The 17,338-nt window shown below is 42.1% G+C and carries 18 protein-coding genes; 14 read left to right on the top strand and 4 right to left on the bottom strand.

What is annotated here, in order from left to right; translation table 11 throughout:
* Positions 1-52 precede the first annotated feature (52 nt).
* The 10 genes from ACI49J_RS00890 to ACI49J_RS00845 all read left to right on the top strand — a co-directional run bounded on the left by ACI49J_RS00890 (position 53) and on the right by ACI49J_RS00845 (position 9,840).
* Entirely contained in the window at positions 53-616 is a 564-nt protein-coding gene (locus tag ACI49J_RS00890) for a precorrin-8X methylmutase (protein ID WP_240253879.1), read from the top strand.
* 4 nt (positions 617-620) lie between these two features.
* Entirely contained in the window at positions 621-1,700 is a 1,080-nt protein-coding gene (locus ACI49J_RS00885) for an RsmB/NOP family class I SAM-dependent RNA methyltransferase (protein ID WP_240253657.1), read from the top strand.
* 1 nt (position 1,701) lies between these two features.
* Complete coding sequence (cbiD, locus tag ACI49J_RS00880; RefSeq protein ID WP_240253656.1) at positions 1,702-2,850, top strand: cobalt-precorrin-5B (C(1))-methyltransferase CbiD; 1,149 nt, start codon at positions 1,702-1,704, stop codon at positions 2,848-2,850.
* Complete coding sequence (locus tag ACI49J_RS00875) at positions 2,813-3,457, top strand: cobalt-precorrin-7 (C(5))-methyltransferase (protein ID WP_240253652.1); 645 nt, start codon at positions 2,813-2,815, stop codon at positions 3,455-3,457. The genes cbiD and ACI49J_RS00875 overlap by 38 nt, the downstream gene beginning before the upstream one ends.
* Positions 3,458-3,539: 82 nt before the next feature.
* Complete coding sequence (gene upsX / locus ACI49J_RS00870) at positions 3,540-5,450, top strand: protein UpsX (RefSeq protein ID WP_240253651.1); 1,911 nt, start codon at positions 3,540-3,542, stop codon at positions 5,448-5,450.
* A gap of 14 nt (positions 5,451-5,464) precedes the next feature.
* Positions 5,465-6,895, top strand: coding sequence for a type II/IV secretion system ATPase subunit (locus tag ACI49J_RS00865; protein WP_240253650.1), 1,431 nt, complete (start codon positions 5,465-5,467; stop codon positions 6,893-6,895).
* Positions 6,876-8,459, top strand: coding sequence for a membrane pilin protein UpsF (upsF, locus tag ACI49J_RS00860; RefSeq protein WP_240253649.1), 1,584 nt, complete (start codon positions 6,876-6,878; stop codon positions 8,457-8,459). Before ACI49J_RS00865 ends, upsF begins: the two co-directional genes overlap by 20 nt.
* A gap of 21 nt (positions 8,460-8,480) precedes the next feature.
* Positions 8,481-8,900, top strand: coding sequence for a pilin subunit UpsA (upsA, locus tag ACI49J_RS00855; protein WP_080512781.1), 420 nt, complete (start codon positions 8,481-8,483; stop codon positions 8,898-8,900).
* Entirely contained in the window at positions 8,897-9,292 is a 396-nt protein-coding gene (gene upsB, locus ACI49J_RS00850; protein WP_240253647.1) for a pilin subunit UpsB, read from the top strand. The genes upsA and upsB overlap by 4 nt, the downstream gene beginning before the upstream one ends.
* A gap of 2 nt (positions 9,293-9,294) precedes the next feature.
* The gene (locus ACI49J_RS00845) at positions 9,295-9,840 is read left to right on the top strand and encodes a methyltransferase domain-containing protein (protein WP_240253878.1); all 546 of its coding nucleotides are present in this window, start codon (positions 9,295-9,297) and stop codon (positions 9,838-9,840) included.
* Here ACI49J_RS00845 and ACI49J_RS00840 read toward each other — a convergent pair.
* Entirely contained in the window at positions 9,822-10,085 is a 264-nt protein-coding gene (locus tag ACI49J_RS00840) for a hypothetical protein (RefSeq protein ID WP_012022035.1), read from the bottom strand. The genes ACI49J_RS00845 and ACI49J_RS00840 overlap by 19 nt on opposite strands.
* A 64-nt stretch (positions 10,086-10,149) precedes the next feature.
* Here ACI49J_RS00840 and nth point away from each other — a divergent pair, with 64 nt between their 5' ends.
* The 4 genes from nth to ACI49J_RS00820 are packed head-to-tail and all read left to right on the top strand — an operon-like array spanning position 10,150 to position 15,411.
* Positions 10,150-10,842: an endonuclease III gene (gene nth / locus ACI49J_RS00835; RefSeq protein WP_240253646.1), complete on the top strand. Its 693-nt coding sequence runs from the start codon at positions 10,150-10,152 to the stop codon at positions 10,840-10,842.
* Entirely contained in the window at positions 10,784-11,365 is a 582-nt protein-coding gene (locus ACI49J_RS00830; RefSeq protein WP_240253644.1) for a ParB N-terminal domain-containing protein, read from the top strand. The genes nth and ACI49J_RS00830 overlap by 59 nt, the downstream gene beginning before the upstream one ends.
* Complete coding sequence (locus tag ACI49J_RS00825) at positions 11,362-12,750, top strand: glycosyltransferase family 2 protein (protein ID WP_240253642.1); 1,389 nt, start codon at positions 11,362-11,364, stop codon at positions 12,748-12,750. Before ACI49J_RS00830 ends, ACI49J_RS00825 begins: the two co-directional genes overlap by 4 nt.
* 42 nt (positions 12,751-12,792) lie before the next feature.
* The gene (locus ACI49J_RS00820; RefSeq protein WP_404809770.1) at positions 12,793-15,411 is read left to right on the top strand and encodes an ATP-dependent helicase; all 2,619 of its coding nucleotides are present in this window, start codon (positions 12,793-12,795) and stop codon (positions 15,409-15,411) included.
* On the opposite strand, the gene ACI49J_RS00815 is transcribed toward ACI49J_RS00820, so the two are convergent.
* The 3 genes from ACI49J_RS00815 to ACI49J_RS00805 are packed head-to-tail and all read right to left on the bottom strand — an operon-like array spanning position 15,325 to position 17,283.
* On the bottom strand, positions 15,325-15,657 hold the full coding sequence (locus ACI49J_RS00815; protein ID WP_240253638.1) for a hypothetical protein: 333 nt from the start codon (positions 15,655-15,657) through the stop codon (positions 15,325-15,327). The two genes, ACI49J_RS00820 and ACI49J_RS00815, sit on opposite strands and share 87 nt — an antisense overlap.
* Positions 15,645-16,547, bottom strand: coding sequence for a CBS domain-containing protein (locus ACI49J_RS00810; protein WP_240253636.1), 903 nt, complete (start codon positions 16,545-16,547; stop codon positions 15,645-15,647). Before ACI49J_RS00810 ends, ACI49J_RS00815 begins: the two co-directional genes overlap by 13 nt.
* Before the next feature lie 34 nt (positions 16,548-16,581).
* Positions 16,582-17,283, bottom strand: a complete 702-nt coding sequence (locus ACI49J_RS00805; RefSeq protein WP_048060185.1) for a DUF2192 domain-containing protein — start codon at positions 17,281-17,283, stop codon at positions 16,582-16,584.
* Positions 17,284-17,338: the final 55 nt, after the last annotated feature.

The following is a 17,338-nucleotide window of genomic DNA, read 5'->3' as shown; positions in this document are numbered from 1 at the left end:
GTTTCACCAACATTTTATAGCCGGCGATCCTGAACACAAATATGACCATGTGATGGGGCTCATTGATAATATCAGTGAAGAGGGTGAAAGGAGGATCAAAAGTGTATTAAATGAAATCCTAGAGCTAATGGAGGAAAGGGAGAGAAGAGTGATTCTAAGGGCCATAAGAAGCACCGGTGATCTAGACCTCGTGGGAACCCTTAGGTTTTCAAGGAGAGCTCTAGATGTGGGACCGGAACTGGTTAGGAGAGGTGTGCTTGTGGATACGAGGATGGCTAGGGAAGGTTTAGGAGGTTTAGGGGAGTATATTGAGCCAACTTCCAGGAAACACAGGTACCTCGCCCATGACATAGTTGAGTCCTGGAGGGATAGGCTGGAGGGAAAGGCGGTACTAATTGGTACTAGCCCCCTGGTTCTCGAGAGGTTACTGGACTTGATTTATGAGGGAGTAAGGCCAGCCCTTGTCATAGGCGTTCCAGTGGGTTTTGTCAATGCTCTTCATGCAAAGTATAGGCTAACGAAACAAACCTATGTTGAATACATAACTAACATAAGCGTGAAGGGTGGAGTTGCGCTAGGCGTCAGCATAGTGAGGGCTTTGATGGAAATTGAGTGACGTGGTGGATTTCCTGTCATCGGTGCTACACTTCTGTGAGAAAGGAGATCCCTTACCAGTGGCCTTCTCCAAGGCCAAGTCCATCAAAAGAGTTCGAAACGTGGATTATGATGAGCTGCTCGAGCTCTCTAGAAAACTTATTTTGTCCTACTATGCCCTGGAGGGAAAATCGGCAAGAAAGAAGGTGACCTCATTCCTGAACAAGGGAAGTAAGGTATCTCTCCCTCCATGGATGAGCGAGGAACTCAAGGAGCTAATTGACCTGGACGCGTATCTAAAGAGTGCCGAACTTGGAAGGTACAAATGGTTTAGGGTGAACAGATTACTGGCTGACGAGGACGACGTCCTCAGTTCCCTTGAGACACAGGGTATCAAGTTTGAAAGGGATAAAGACTTCAATTACCTTTTTAGAGTTATATCAGGAAATATTACTAAAACAAAAGAATTTGATGATTTCAAGATAATAGTCCAGGATAAGGCCAGCGTTGCGGTAGTGCAAGCCTTGGGGCCAGAGAAGGGAGACGTAATACTTGAGCTGGCTTCCGCTCCCGGCTTGAAGGCAGAACTTGTCTACGAACTTACCCAAGGTGATGTTTACCTCATCCTTGCTGAACTGGACCTTAAAAGATTGGACAAGGAAATTAAGTTATTGTCAAGACTGGGTGTAGATCTGGGAAAGGTGGACTTTATCAACCAAGACTCCACCAAGAATTCAGTCCTAAAGGTCGATAAGATACTCATAGATGCACCATGCTCATCCTCAGGGATATTCTACAAGGAGCCCACTGTGCTCTTAACTCTCAGGGATAGGGATAAGGTGGAGAACTTTTCGAAACTGCAAAAATTAATGATAAAAGAGGCATTTAATATTAGTTTTAAGAAAGCCGTATATTCAGTATGTTCCATATTTCCAGAGGAGGGGGAAGTCATAATGGACGAGTACGTGGATAAGTTGATGACAACTGACGTTGGAGGGATTGAGGGATATGGGAAGTATAAATCGGGTAAACTAAGCAGAAGGTACTTTGGGCATATCCACGGAACTGAGGACTTTTTTATAGCTACGTTGCGAGGAGTGAGTTAAGTTGAGTGTAAGAATACCGCTAAACTATCAGCCAAGCTCACCCTCTCTGTCCAACGCTAAATCTGCCAAGCGAAAAATCCTCAAGATGGGATTTACGACTGGAACCGCTCTTTCGGCCGCGGCTAAGGCTTGTGCCTATGCCATAACTGGAGAGATTAAGAAGGCGGTAGTGGTGTCAACCCCCATTGGACTCAGAATAGAGATTCCACTAAATTACGTAAAAATGGAAGAAGAATGGTGCATAGCCTCAGTAACTAAGTACGGTGGCGATGATCCGGATGACACAAACGGAATGGAAATAGTGGTAAGAATGAGATTGAATGACGACAAGGGATACATAGTGGTGAGGGCAGGTAAGGGGCTTGGAAAGGCGGTCAGTAAGGGGTTACCTGTGAACCCTGAAGAACCTGCCATAAACCCAGTCCCTAGGAAACAACTGATCGACAATCTAAAGGAAGTCCTTGGGGATAATTTTGGGGCAGAAATAGAGGTGACAATTCCAGAAGGCGAGAGAATCGCAAGGAGGACCTTCAATCCTAAGCTTGGGATAGAGGAAGGAGTCTCCATCCTAGGGACCAGTGGGGTGGTGAAGCCTATGAGCCTCGTGTCCTGGTACGCTTCCCTAGTGGAGCAGTTAGATATTGTAAAAACCTATGGGATAGATCAGGTTGTCCTGGTACCAGGGAATATAGGTGAGACCAGCGCAAGGAGAAAGCTCAACGTAGATCCCAGGTCAATAGTTCAAATGGCGATATTCACAGGAGGTATGTTGAAGGCTTCGGCGAAGAGAGGATTCAAGGAAATTCTGCTCTATGGGCATGTGGGGAAATTAATTAAGAGCGCCATAGGCATATGGAACTCCCACTATAAGTATGGGGATGGTAGATTAGAGATAATAACTGCCTACGCAGCCAAGCACGGGGTTAAACACGACGATATCCTCAGGCTAATCAACGCTAAAACTACGGATGAAGCTATTGCCATTTTGAAAGACTATGACTACAAGGAGATATTTAATGAAATAGCGGATAAGATATCCCTTAACTCCCATAACCTTATTGAAGGAAAGGCAAAGGTATACTGCATTCTAATAAACATGGAAGGGGAGATAGTTGGATTATCAACCGGGTCAGAGAAATTCTTGGCCTAAGATCATAGGGGCTGGGCCGGGAAGCCCCGACTACTTTACCTTGAAGCTAGTTAATAACTTGCGCGATGCTAGGAAAATAATTGCTACGAGGAGAGTTCTGAGCGCAGTAAGACCTTTCACTCACGCTGAACTCATTGAACTTGAGGAGGGTTCCAGGTTCTACTCTATGATTAAAAACGTCGAAGCAGAGAAAGGAACCTTGATCCTGTCAACGGGGGATCCAATGATAGCTGGAATAGGAAAATTCTTTCCACATAATGAAATAGAGCCAGGAATCAGTTCTATCCAGAAGTGTGCCTCACTAATACACAGGGAGATAACTAATAGTGCCATTATCTCTATAAGATATGGATATAATTATGAGAAAGTGGATGCAGTATTACGTCTTGGGTTGAGCGTTTTCCTCCTCCCAGAACCGGGGCTAACGGTAGGGGATAGTATGAGAAAATTATTGTTGTATATTACGAGGCCTGAAAAGATGGAAGTCTCTGTCTGTCTTAATCTGTCCCTAGAGAACGAAAGAGTAATAAATGGAAAAATGTTGGAGCTCACTGACCTAAACGATAATGGCCTTAAGGTAATTTTCATCTCACCCTCCGTGAATTAAATTACCAGACAAGGATGTGAAGTTACCCGAAATAGAATTTGCTGAATCGTTATTTGTGCCCAGTGGTATCGACGTAAGTTTCATGAAAAACGATGAAAGGTTTGTACTATTAACTTCGGCACTGGTTCAACCAAGAATTGAGATAGATGGTAAGGTAACGGTATCCAATAATTTGTGGAAGTTTCAGAGGGGAAACCATCTGGTGGAGATTGATGGCGAGAAAGAGAAGATCACTAGGTGCGAGCAGGAGGAATGTACAAAGGCGTGGTCTGTGCATTACGTGCTGGTTGACGGGCACGAATCTCCGATACTTGAATTTAAGAATAAATTTATCTTTAATGGCGAAGAATACAGTTTATTCAAGAGAAGGCTTAGACTTTCGTTCTTGGCTAGAAGGGATGAGGCAGTGGTATTTGTTGGCGGTAAGGTCTTTACCCATGAGGGGGTAAAGGCCACGGGTTTCACGAGGTTTGGCCTCTCCCTGGTGAATAATGGATTTACTACACTCTACACATGGGATGGGGCGTCTAAAGACATCCCCATAGAGGGGATTGTCCTGAGAGTTCAGAAAGGTGAGGTCCTATACACCGACCTACGAAATAGAATACTCTCCAATGACAGAATAATAGGAATTTGTAACGGCATCTTTGATCTAATCTCTAAGGGACACGGATGGATTTTGGGTTCTTGCAATGGAGTGGCGAGGTACTATTTTCAGGGTGCATGGCGGGATCTTGAAACTAGTATAAATGTACTAAAGAGCGACGGAAGCCAAAATTTCCTCGGTATAGTTTCACGTAGGAAGGCGCTGATATTTGACCAGGATTTATCTCTGAGGTATAGGTTCAAGGAAAGTGTATTGGGCATAGGGCTAAGGAAGGCGGTAGTGTTCACTGGGACTAAACTGTTTAAGCTAGATTTGGTGAATGGTTATGATCCTGAGATATCGAAATTCTCAGAGGGGGTTATCATAAAGTATCCAGCGGGGTACAGCCTTGAGAAAAGTGAAAAACTGATTAACGTTGGCAGTATAGTTGAGAATGGGTATGTGACAGAGACCTTAGAGTACCTTGGGGATGACGGAAAAGAGGAGATTGTCATAAGTTCAGAATTCTTATCGCTTCCTCTTAAGGTTCAACTGGCCGTTTCACCAATTAAAATCATGTTTTATGGAAAAATATATGTTGCAGAGCAAAACGGTAAAACTAAGAACGGAGATGGGAACGCGATATTGTCTGGAAAAATAGTGTTATCTAGAAAACCCAAAGCAAAACTGAAATTATTTATATCTATTGAGTCAATGTCCAAAGATATTGAGATAGATTCGAATAAGGTGGAACTGTCTATCCCCTTAAGGATAGGGTGGCATGAAAACGATGCTATACCCGTGAACTTCGACCTAAGACTTGAAGGCAAGAGCGTATCGAAGGCCCAATTTATCGTACCTCTGATCGGAGTCGAGAAACCTAAAAAAGCGAGAAGGATTAAAATTCAAAAGGGCCACGTCATACTAGATGTGGACAGGTATGAGGGAGAAATGTTCACATGGGATAACGTGAGAGTGATCCCCACATATAATCAGCCCGTGATGATATCTCATATTTTTACAACAAACTCTAAAAATAAACTAGGTAAACGTATTAACTTTTCGGTTAAGCAGGGATCAGTCCTAATAAGAGCCGAAGACCTAATAGGTGATCCTAAAATAGAGATAGAGGGGAATCAACTATGTGTCACGCCAGTAGTAAATTTAGATACTATCATTCAAGTTTACTATGCGACCCATGTTTACACGGGGTTTAGGTCCAAAATCATATTTCCCCTAGATCCAGCATATAATACAATTATAATTAGATTGTTTATAGGGAATACTACTATGGAAAAAACTTTCATGTTTGACTCGATAAGGCTAGGTCTAATTACAGCGGTAAGGTCTGCAAAAGCCTTATCCCAGACGACCGAAACTATTGGTGCACTCCCACTATCTTTTTAGTACGACTATCCTTGATGAGCAGAACACTCCTTGAGGAATATAGTGTAATGGGAAGTAAGGTTTCCATCATCGACGAGGATGGACAGGGACTCTACATTGTTGAGGATCCAAGGATTTCCCGTGAGGAGTCATCGGCCATATCCTCCATAATGGATGAGATTTACTTTTCCTCAACATCCGTCTCAGACGCGGAGAATAAACTACTGGAAATACTGAAAACGAAAAATATATCTCCAGAATTAAATGAAAAGATACTGAATATATTTAAAAAGAGAATACTTTATGATGAAATAACTGTGCCTGTGATGGATCCTGAGGTGGAGGAAATTGAGTGTATGGGTCCAGGCTTACCGCTTACCGTAATTCATAGAAAATATTCCAATTATATGAGGTTATACACCAACATAGTTTTGCCCAAGGAGGAAGATATACTTAGGATCATAGAAAAACTTGCAATAAAATCAAGTAAATCCGTTAATATTGCTAGACCCTATCTCGAATTTTCTCTCCCAGAAGGTCACAGGGTTGCTGCCACCGTATCCAATGAGATCTCGAACCCAGGTTCCACATTCGATATAAGGAAATTCCCTGTGTCTCCCATATCCCTAATTAAGCTGATTAAGGGTAACTCTCTCAGCGTCGAGATTGCATCCTATCTATGGTTCTTGCTAGATTACAAACCCTTTTATCTGATAGTGGGGTCCACAGGTTCAGGGAAAACCACATTTCTGAATGCCTTGCTAAACTTCGCTAATCCAGACGCAAAGATCCTAAGTATTGAGGATACGCCTGAGCTTAACCTTAGTGGGAAAAATTGGATAAGATTCTTTTCAAGGCAATCCCTAGTCTCGACGTATGACGTCACCATTGGTGAGCTATCAAGATTGGCCTTAAGATATAGGCCAGACTACCTGATCATAGGTGAAGTAAGGGGGAAGGAGATTGAGACCCTCATTCACGCCTCATCCTCGGGTCACGCGTCACTAAGCACTTTTCATGGGGGTAAACCCAGTGACGTCGTAACTAGGATTGTAAGCTTGCTTCCTAAGGAGCTTGCCATAATGTTCCTGAATAATGTGTGGGGCTTCATTCTAGTGGGAAGGAGAGTCGATGAAAACGGTAGAATAATTAAGGCTATAAATGCAATATATGAGACGCAAAAGATCAACGGCAAGACTAAATTCAGAAAAATAGTGTGGTGGTCGTTCAAGGATAAAATATATAAGCCAAATAATTTCAGTGAGCTATTAAAAATTTCCACTAAATTAAAGTTTATCTCGGATTCGTATGGGTTAAGCAAGTCCGATATCCTTGACGAACTGGAGAGAAGGAAAAATGTGATAGAGAAATTGATAGCTGAGAACATTGCAGACAACGAGATGATTCAAGCAGAGATAGCCAAATTCTACAGGGAGAGGGGTCTAAATGTCCAAAGTACGATTTGAATTAAAGAATATTACCCTAAGGATGGGCAGGTTCCTTGAGTTCTTAGACAGGACAAGATATTTCCCGCTATTATCAACGATTCATCCCTTTAACTTGTTCCTCAGGCTCATAAGGCAGAACATTGAAGTGTATGGAGGAAGTATCTCAAGAGTGGAAAATCTTTCAAATAGATCATTCTTAATCTTTTTAATTTCATTGCCTCTCATTGGAATACTAGTATGGCACATGGGGATATACTTTGTTCCCCTATTAATTATACCAGTTCTAGTTTATTTACTTCCTGTTATCTATATACTAGCCTCCAAGATGGAATATTTATCCAGGTTAAATCTAGAGCTACTTCCATTTTCAATTCTTCTATATCTCAATGCGTCACTGGGAAAGGGGCTTTACGAAACATTCAACGATGTAAACCAGAGTTCCTTGTTCATTGCCTTCAGGAAAGAGTTTGAAATTATACAGAGGTATGGCATATTTCATGGTAAATCATTTCTCGATGGAATTCAGAGGAGAATAAAGAATCTCAGAACTGGCTTAATAGTAAAGTTATACTCGTCTTCGCTTTCAGGCCAATTTTTAGGCGTAACCATGGGTCAAAGGTCGCTGGAGTTCATTAATGACTTGCTAGGAAACATAAGGGAGTCCTTCAACAACTATGTTTCAAAGGCCTCCGAGATAGTTGAAGTCATTTTCTCCATCTTCCTCTTAGTCCCCCTAGTAGCCATAGGGTTTCAGGGATTATCTAGCAATAATAATGGTGAGATTCTTTTAATACCGTTACTATTTGCGCCTCTCATTTACCTATGGATATCCGTGTCCCAACCTAACATGGGTATCCATGTTAAAATTGGAAAATTACAATTGGTTGGTTTACTTCTGTCCACTGCACTATTGGCTCTACCATTCAATCTATTGCTCAGAGTAGGCATAACGTTCCTTGCAACTCAGCTGATTCTCTTTCCTTCCTACCTAGTAATTAAGAGAGATGAGAGTATTCTCGCCGATTTTCCAACCATATTAAGAGAGATAGGCGATTTCACTAAGCTCGGATATGGAATTAGGGCATCTATTCAAAGAATAAATTTCGATGAACTAGGCCTACACAAACCAACTGTAAAGTTCTTTGATAACGTGAAGAAACAGATTGGGATGGGAAACAATATCTATTTTGGATCTATTCAGAACGAACAGGTAAAGTTTATCGTGGAGCTATTGAACATCCTAGACAGGAAGGGTGGAGAAGGAGTCAGGGTGCTCCAGGAACTGAGCGACATGATATATTCGATCACATTATCCAGGACTAAGCTACAAAGAGAACTGAGTACGTTCAATATTCTTGCGCTTATTACTCCCGTACTTTTCTGGTTTTCCACTACTTCAATTGAAACAATTTCTGGTTTCTCTTCTTCCACTCTAGGCCTATTGAATTTAGGTTATAGCTTGACATTAAGCCTGTTATACACTAAGCTAAGTAAATTTACCTTCCTAAATCCTGTGGTATACGTCTCTGTGACGTTAATATCGATATTACTTTCAATCCTCCCTCCAGGATTAATATCTTGACACTAGATTAGGTGATCCGACCTGAAACAGAAAAAAGGGGTCTCCTCTATCCTGGGTACTATCCTGATCATTTCCATAACGCTAGCTTTAGGGGGGCTACTCTATGGATACAGTAAGGGATTATTCAGCAATCTGTCAACTAATGAGAATCTATATACACAATATGATCTTCTCTCCTCCTCAAACATAGGGTTCCTACAATATACCCTAAAGAATCAAGGAAATGTTGCACTTCATGTTGAATATATCAAAATAGTAGGGAATAATACTAGCCAAGAAATACCTGTAAATGCCGTGATAGAGCCTGGACAGGAAATTCAGAACATATCCCAAGTATCAAACATTATCCCAGGGGACTACTATTCCGTCATTGTGGTGGCACAGAGCCCTAATGGACAACTATACGATACTGTCTCTAATGTGCTGGCGGTGAGCCAATGAGTAGAGCCATATCTAAAGCAGTTTCAGAAATTTTTTCAACATTAATCGTTGCACTGATAGTTTTGGCCATGAGTGGTCCACTAATGTATTTCTATCATCAGATTAGCTCCACGCAAAAGAGCACTGTGAACTCGGTCATAAATAATGAAATCCTCTCCACAGAGATGAAGATAAGGATTATCAAAATAGGAAACTTTTCAAATGATATATTTCTGTTTAATTACGGTAAAATAAATGTTTATATCGAAAGCATAATAGTTGATGGAAAGATCATTAAAACCAATCAAGAGCTGTCAGCTGGCACAATGATATCCCTCTCCAGTTTAGTGGGAAATGTAACTGTAACAGGTCCCCTAATAATAAATGCTAACGGCCAATATTTCATTGAGTGATAATGTTCCCACTCATTGATGATAGTTTTTTCGAGTCAGATATTCCTGGGCCAACGAGACAGGAAATAAGAGCGGTATCTATTTCAAAATTGAAAGTCTTTCCAGGATGTAGGGTCCTTGAAGTCGGAACTGGTACTGGGGCCATCGCAGTTGACCTGGATAGGTTTGGATGTTACGTTGTCTCCTTGGATCTCAAGGAGTACATTTCGAGATCTCCAGGCAGAAAGCTTGCCAATAACGTGGATTTTGTCCAAGCTGAATTTCCCTTCTTTTCAGCTAGAGAAGTGTTTGATTCTGTTTTCATAGGAGGAACTCAAAACATTTGTGGAACCGTGAAACTTGCTCACTCCCTTTTAAGGAAGGGAGGTAGGATAGTTATTAACGCTTTCACGCTGGAGTCCTTAGGAGAAATCTCCAAAGCCCTAGAGGAAAATTTTCATGAGTTTGATGTAATTCAGATATTTGTAAGTAAAGCAGAAAGACTAGGAAAATACAGAGCGTTCATCGCAAGAAATCCAGTATATATCTTTTACGCCTCTAAAGATTGAGCCTTTGTTCTAACTTCCAATATTTCTCCTTTTTCAAGACCCTCGAGCACTTCCTTTCCCTTATCGGTTAACCTGTACACCTTATGGGATCCCTTAGAGTAAATGGTTTCAACAAGTCCGATTCCCTCCAAGACATGGAATATTGCCAGCACTTCATATCTTGGTAACCCAGTCTTTACCACTACCTCTCCAGGATTTAATGCGCCGTCCGAAATTGCCTCTAACACCAATTTTAGTTCATACATCAGTATCTGAGTTAATCTAAGAGCACTTATAAGCCGAAGGCCTGAAATTACTCTCGAGAACCTTTTGAAGTGTGAAGGAAAGGAGATTGTAAGTAGGTTAGATAGAGCCTACAAGATTAAATCTGAGGATTTCCTAGCGATGGAAATATGGGAGAAAACTAGGGATCCTTTCAAGGTCCTTATAGCGACCATTTTGACCCAGAATACCACAGATAAGGGAGCCAAGAAAGCGTACGAGGAACTGGATAAAGAGGTTGGAATAACTGCCGAAGGGCTTAGTAGAGCCGATCCAGAGGTGATAAAGAGATGCATTAGAAAGGTCGGCCTTCACAATAACAAGACTAAGGTGATTAAGGAAGTATCAATGAAAATTTTGAATGAATATGGTGGAGATATCAATAAGGTACTTGACCTAGGGTTACCAAAGGCTAGGGAGAAATTGGTGGAGCTCCCAGGCGTTGGGAAGAAGACTGCAGACGTCTTATTAATAACTTGCAGAGATTATCCAGTGTTCCCCATAGACACACATATCTTCAGGATTTCGAAAAGGCTTGGTGTTGATGGAAACTATGACAAGGTAAGTTCGTTCTGGAGAGAAGTTTCAGATAATCTCAGGTTGAGGGCACATCTACTACTCATTACTCACGGTAGAGCTACATGCAAAGCAATTAAACCTAAATGTGACACTTGTGTACTTAATGACTGCTGCGAGTATTACGCTAGACTACGTGGATCCCAGGGACCTGAAACCTCATGAGGATATCCTGAAGAACAGACTCGCTGAAACCATTATTTCGATAAGGGAGACCAGATCTGTAGTCCCCATAATAGTTGACCATAGGACGCTGTTAATAATTGACGGACATCACAGGTGGGAGGCTCTCTCAGCCCTTGGACACAAAAGAATACCAATATACTACGTGGATTATCTAGATCCTAGGATTAGTGTTGGGATTTGGTATAGAAAATTAACCCTGAACAGCGTAAGCAAATTGTATCTAAAATCGATGGAATCCGAGGGGGACGTATGTATTCAGATCGAGTCCAAAATCTGCTCTAGATCTCATTTTGAGGCGTACTGGAAACTTGAGCTCATAGAACAGAGTTTAAGGAGATTTGGGGTACAAGTGGAGAGAAATCCTAGCGAAGGATATAAACCACCTAATCTGTCCAAGGAGATAATACTGAAAATAGCAAGCAAGGAGACCAGACTACCTCCCAAGAGCAGTAGACATCTATATGATTTTATTATCCCCAAGGATAGAGTAAAACTACAATGAATACATTGATACAAGCAATTCTGACTACTGTCATATTTATTATTCCTAGCTTCCTTTTGCTTTACCAATACATATTGTTTCGTAATGGCATGAAATTTAGGGATAGTCTAGAGCCACTCTTCGCCGAGGAATTACCTTCCCTTTCAGTTTTGGTCCCTATTAAGGGAGAAAAGCCAGATACGCTTCAGGGCTTGCTGGATAATTTAGCTACAGTAGAATGGGATAAAAACAAGCTTGAGATCATTGTAGTTTCCGATGACTCTCCAGAGTATTTTGAAAATCTCATCAGAAAAATCTCGATACCACAAGGGCTCAAAGTCAAGATCGTTAGAAGAGAGAAAAGGGTAGGTTACAAGAGTGGGGCTTTAGCCTATGCATACTCCTTATCTAGCGGAGACCTAATAATTACCCTCGATGTAGATGCCAGGTTAGAGAAAACCTCACTGATAAAGGCGTTCAATAGGTTAAGAATACACGGATGCGATGCTGTAACCATGAACTGGATTGGATATTCACAGAAGCCATATTCTACTCTCGCCAAGGGAATAATGATCTCAACCGTTATTGCAGATACGGCCCTTCTGAACGGAAGGGACAACAGTAATCTCAGGATCTTCCCCGTGGGTTGCGGAACAATGTTCAAGAGAGATGCAATCGAATCGGTAGGACCATGGGATCCCTCAATGATCCAAGACGACCTAGAAATAGGGGCTAGGCTCATTAAGAATGGGAGAAGGATTTGCTCTTCTACCTCTCCGGTCTACGTAGAAGTCCCAGATAATCTCGTGGCATTTTACGTGCAACAAACTAGGTGGGCCATGGGAAGTATAGAGGTTTTAACCAGGAGATTTAAGGAGATAATGAGCAGAAATATATCCTTAAAGCAGAAGATTGACATTCTAATTTTCCTTCTTCAGTACGTTCCCATAGGCCTGACATTTTTAGCAGCTTTGGGACTAGCATTAATGTCCTTATTGGGACTAAATCACGTTTACGACTATCTGAGAACTCCCATAATCCTCATCTGGATTCTTTCGCTTTCGATTTATGGGTACAATTTCATAAAGACTGCATTGGGAAAAGGATACAAACTTGTGGAGGCTATGAGGGCCTTAGGAAAGGTTTCATCTTACACTGTGGCCATTTCGCCCTTTATTCTAGTCGGGCTTCTATCTGGTCTAAGGAAGAACAGGAAATACGTTGTCACTCCTAAGGGAGTCAAAGTAGATACATGGATCCAGTACCCAGTAATTCTTTTTGGCATTTTGTTCTTGACATCCTCCATTATCTATCTTATGCACGGAGCCCCAGTAACCGGTCTTTGGCTCCTTTATTACTCCATGGGGTATCTGTTCACTGTCGCAACTTTCAAAAGAGAGCTTTAGAACTCAACTTTTTTTCTAGGTCGCTTTGAAGTAGACTGAATGATTTCTCTAGCAAAACAGTTCAGTGACGAAGAAGTCTTTAGGCTCCTAAGACCATATGTTGCGGAGTGGTTCAGGGAGAAATATGGATCCTTTACTCCCCCGCAAAAGGCCTCGATACCAACAATAAAGGCAAATCAAAACGTCCTTATTTCTAGCCCTACGGGTAGCGGGAAAACTATGGCGGCATTTGTGGGCATTCTTGATTCTCTCCTTGAACTTGCAGAGAATAACGCCCTAGAAGACAAGGTGTATGCCATATATATTTCTCCCTTGAGGGCTTTAAACAATGACATGTATAAAAATCTTTTTATTCCACTAGAAGAGATAAAAACTAGAGTAACTTTACCTCAGGAGATAAGAGTAGCGGTGAGAACTAGCGATACCTCGCCCAACGAGAAGCAAAAAATGCTCAGAAGGCCACCCCACATTCTAATTACCACGCCGGAATCATTTGCAATATCCCTTGCATCCCCCAAGTTTAGTCAAAAGCTCAAGGATGTTAAGTGGATAGTTGTAGACGAAATCCACGAGTTGGCTGGAAGCAAAAGGGGTGCCTATCTCTCCGGTTTCCTTGAGCTCTTTGAGTCGTTCCTAAGTAGTGCACCTCCAGTCAGAATAGGTCTAAGCGCCACAATCTCTCCCCTAGAGGAGGTAGCGAAATTCCTAGTAGGGGACAGGGATTGCAAGATAGTGGATGCGAGATTTCTGAAGGGGATGGACCTAAGGGTAATTTCTCCCGTGAGGGACCTTATTCACTCCTCAGAGGAGGAGGTGAGCAGGGGTATATATAGAACTATATTGGATGAAATCAAGAAGCATAGGACTACCCTTATCTTCACTAACACTAGAAGTGCTGCAGAAAGAGTATCATATAGAATAAGAAAGATGGTGGAGGAGGAGAAACTATTCGACGCTGACCTAATCGGTGCCCATCACAGTAGTCTTAGCAGAGATGTCAGGCTAGAGATTGAGAACAAATTGAAGAATGGAGAGCTAAAGGTTGTTGTATCGTCAACCAGCTTGGAGTTAGGAATAGATATTGGATATATTGACCTTGTCCTTCTCCTGAGTAGTCCTAAGAGTGTCAGTAGGTTACTCCAGAGAATAGGGAGAGCAGGTCATCACATAAGGCAGGTAAGCAAGGGAAGAGTAATAGTGGTTGACAGGGACGACTTAGTTGAATGTGCCATCTTAACTAAACTGGCGAGAGAGAAAAAGATAGATAACGTTCACATACCCAGAAAGCCCCTCGATGTCCTGGTTCAGCTAATACTGGCGTCATCCCTAATGGGTGAACAGGAGATAGAGAAGCTATACTCTACAATAAGGAGATCCTATTCCTTTTCCAACCTAACTAGGGAGGAATTTGATTCCGTAGTTGATTATCTTTTGGGAAAGTTTGGACTTGATAGCAAAAACGTATACCCTAAGATAAGGATGGGGGATAAGGGAATTAGGCCCAAAAGGGGTGGCAGGATGATCTTCTACATGAACAGCGGAACAATTCCAGAGGAATCCCTGATACCTGTTTTCACGGAGGGAAATAAGTACGTAGGAAACCTCGAAGAGGAGTTCGTGGAAATCCTATCCCCTGGCGATATCTTCATACTGGGTGGAAGAACCTACGAGTTCCTTCTTTCCAAGGGAAACAGGGTCATTGTAAAGCCCGCCGAGGGACAGAGGCCTACAGTCCCGAGCTGGTTTTCAGAAATGTTGCCCCTTGCCATAGAATCGGCCATGGAAATTGCATCATTTCGAGGAAAGATAGCCCAAATGATTCGAGACGGTAAGTCACAGGATGAGATAGTGACCCATATAGAGAACTACCTTGATGTCTCCAAATCGGCTGCCAGGTCCATTTACACTTACATTCTGGAGGAGTACCTATTCACTGAAGGATATGTGCCTGACGACAAAAACTTACTTGTTGAGATTTACGACGATGAGGAAGATAGAAGGAACTTCATATTTCACGCTCTCTTTGGGAGAAGAGCCCTGGATGCGCTTTCAAGAATAATAGCCTGGAAGCTCGGGTCGGATCTCAACATGGACGTTAGGACATCCATAACCGACAATGGCTTCGTTTTAACCATAGGTGAAAAGAGGGACTATGACATTGCCAAGGCCCTAATGGAGATTAACCCTGAGGAGGTTTACGACCTCCTAGGAGACATAGTCCTGAGAACGGAGATGGTTAAACGAAGGTTCAGACACACTGCCGAAAGGTCCCTAATGCTTCTCAAGAGGTATAAGGGGAGAGAGACCAGTATAGACAGAAGGCAGATTAATTCTGAAGTCCTGTTAAACGTGGTGAAGGAGATACCCAATTTTCCAGTGCTCAAGGAGACTCTTAGGGAAATTCTGGAGGATTACATGGATATCCATAGTGCGAAATGGATTCTGGAGAGGATAATTACAGGAGATATCAGGGTCAAGGTAATAGGGCCTAACCCGATACCAAGCCCCTTCGCACATCAAATACTTGCCAAGGAATATAGTGATATAGTATTGGCCAGCGATAAGAGAGAGTTCTTAAGAAAGATGCATGATAAGGTTCTTCAATTCCTTAGGGAGAAGGGAATCAATGTCGATCTCAGCTACACCACTGTCAGTGAGTAAGAATCCCTTAATACAATCTGGCCCCACTATGATCCACGGAACCCTCCACATTCGCATGTTTTCCATATCCTTTCCGCTGGGGTAACACATTTCTTCGTGGGAGTGAACTATTGCCTGTAGTCCGTCTAAGTACTTGTATAACTCTACAGGATCCATTAGAAATTCATCATCAAAATAGGAAATATTCGCTATCTCAATGAATCTATTCTTGTATAATATCCCGCATCTTTCCCTCAGATGGACCATAACCCCTCTAGTCCAGCGATGGATTTCAGAATATCAGTTCTCGTGACCATTCCTGTGACCCTGTTAATGGCATCCATAACCACTAATCTTCCGACATTATATGTCACCATCTTTTTAACGGCCTCCATTATATCATCCTCCTCCTTTATGGTTATCACATCTCTCTTCATGTAATCTGAGACCGTTGCGTCGAAGTTACCCTCATAAAATGCCCTCATTAAGTCTGCAGTTGTAATTATCCCTATGACGTTCCCTGACTCGTCTAGAACAGGGGCTCCCCTTATCCCCTCCTTGTGAAGTATCCTCGAGGCATCCCTTAAAGACATGTTAGGTTTCAAGGAGACGAGCCTCTTCCCTATTATGTTCTTTACCTTTTCCTTTGGGATGCTTATCATTCTCTTTACATCAATGATAATTTCCCTACGTTCTTCCTCTGCATTGAGCACAACACCCTCTATAACAAGCCTGCTGTAAGGCGTTGGTCCCACCCTAACGCTATCACCCGGCCTGATCTTCCTGGGATCTCCTGAGATTTTCAGGATGACCCTATTCCCTGAGGGATTAGTTATGTCCAGGAGTTCAATGTTTTCCACTTTAACATCGGTTTCCACGTTTCCACGATAGAGACTTAACTTATCTAGTATTGGCAATATAGTCGGGTTCTTTACGAACTCGTAGGCCTTCAATGTTGGCAAGTATCCTCCATTTGGACCTGGCTTAGAGTCCACCAGTCCAAGGACCTTCAGGCTTAGAATGATATTTCTAACAGTACCTTCGTCCTTACTTATCATGTCGGCAACTTCCTTGCTTTTGATCATTTTCTTTTGCCTATTATAGAGCTCAATTAACGCTAAGAGTATCTCCCTTTGTGTTGATGATAAATTTTGCATACCTAATTATCATTCAACCATTGTTTAAAAAGATCTATGGTTGAACAGAAACCTCTAGAACTTTACGTATTAGTTTTGGACTAACGTTGAAGACTTCTTTAGATATTAATGCTACGTAACTCGATTTAGGCAACGGATACTCTATACCTAAACTTATGGCAAAGGCTTTTTTCATTGCTATGTAATTCATTTTATCCCTTATCAGGCCCTCAGCTAAGCTCTCCGCTAGCTTGAAGGCTGTATAGAATCTAGAAAAGCTCTTTGCTGTATGCTTTATGGCGTCATTGGGAGAAGAGTCCAATACCCTCAGGGCCTGTAATAACTTGGTCTCGTCAGAAAACGAGAAGATAACCTCCGTGAAGATAAGCCTCAGTGCCCTAGCCAATACATCCTTGTCGTTCCCTGCAAGCGCATAGGCCTCCTCTGCACCTTTCTCCATTATGGCCCTGGACACCTCGTAGAACTTTTCCTCAAGAGGGAGGAGCTTATCAAATACCGGTCTATAATCATCATAAAGCCCTAGCCCATCTTTCCCTACTACGAATATACTAATGAGCTCCTTCTCGTAAAGGTTAGTGGACTTGAAGCCTCTAAATGGCCTTATATTATTTTTCTCGTAAACTTCCTGAACCAGAGATAAAAGTGAATTCCTGTCCATGTTTTCCCAGTTATCTAGAATGTTTCCCCAAAGGTCAGTTAGCACCTTTATTCTCTCTCTATAGAGCTCCTTAACCATCACATGCCACGAGGAACTATTATGCATTCTGCCTTAAAAAGGATATTATGAGAAT

The organism is Metallosphaera sp. D4-4 (assembly GCF_046245145.1).
In the GTDB taxonomy this organism is placed as follows: domain Archaea; phylum Thermoproteota; class Thermoprotei_A; order Sulfolobales; family Sulfolobaceae; genus Metallosphaera; species Metallosphaera sedula.
Note: the sequence above shows the minus strand (reverse complement) of the source record. Positions and strands in the feature narration are given on the sequence as shown.

What these genes read in the sequence shown, in the direction of transcription:
- ACI49J_RS00810 (WP_240253636.1), bottom strand. Translation starts at nt 16,547, where the DNA reads ATGCAAAATTTATCATCAACACAAAGGGAGATACTCTTAGCGTTAATT.
- ACI49J_RS00840 (WP_012022035.1), bottom strand. Translation starts at nt 10,085, where the DNA reads ATGTATGAACTAAAATTGGTGTTAGAGGCAATTTCGGACGGCGCATTA.
- upsB (WP_240253647.1), top strand. Translation starts at nt 8,897, where the DNA reads ATGAGTAGAGCCATATCTAAAGCAGTTTCAGAAATTTTTTCAACATTA.
- ACI49J_RS00805 (WP_048060185.1), bottom strand. Translation starts at nt 17,283, where the DNA reads ATGGTTAAGGAGCTCTATAGAGAGAGAATAAAGGTGCTAACTGACCTT.
- ACI49J_RS00815 (WP_240253638.1), bottom strand. Translation starts at nt 15,657, where the DNA reads ATGGTCCATCTGAGGGAAAGATGCGGGATATTATACAAGAATAGATTC.
- ACI49J_RS00830 (WP_240253644.1), top strand. Translation starts at nt 10,784, where the DNA reads ATGACTGCTGCGAGTATTACGCTAGACTACGTGGATCCCAGGGACCTG.
- ACI49J_RS00845 (WP_240253878.1), top strand. Translation starts at nt 9,295, where the DNA reads ATGTTCCCACTCATTGATGATAGTTTTTTCGAGTCAGATATTCCTGGG.
- upsX (WP_240253651.1), top strand. Translation starts at nt 3,540, where the DNA reads ATGAAAAACGATGAAAGGTTTGTACTATTAACTTCGGCACTGGTTCAA.
- ACI49J_RS00865 (WP_240253650.1), top strand. Translation starts at nt 5,465, where the DNA reads ATGAGCAGAACACTCCTTGAGGAATATAGTGTAATGGGAAGTAAGGTT.
- upsF (WP_240253649.1), top strand. Translation starts at nt 6,876, where the DNA reads ATGTCCAAAGTACGATTTGAATTAAAGAATATTACCCTAAGGATGGGC.
- ACI49J_RS00825 (WP_240253642.1), top strand. Translation starts at nt 11,362, where the DNA reads ATGAATACATTGATACAAGCAATTCTGACTACTGTCATATTTATTATT.
- ACI49J_RS00890 (WP_240253879.1), top strand. Translation starts at nt 53, where the DNA reads ATGGGGCTCATTGATAATATCAGTGAAGAGGGTGAAAGGAGGATCAAA.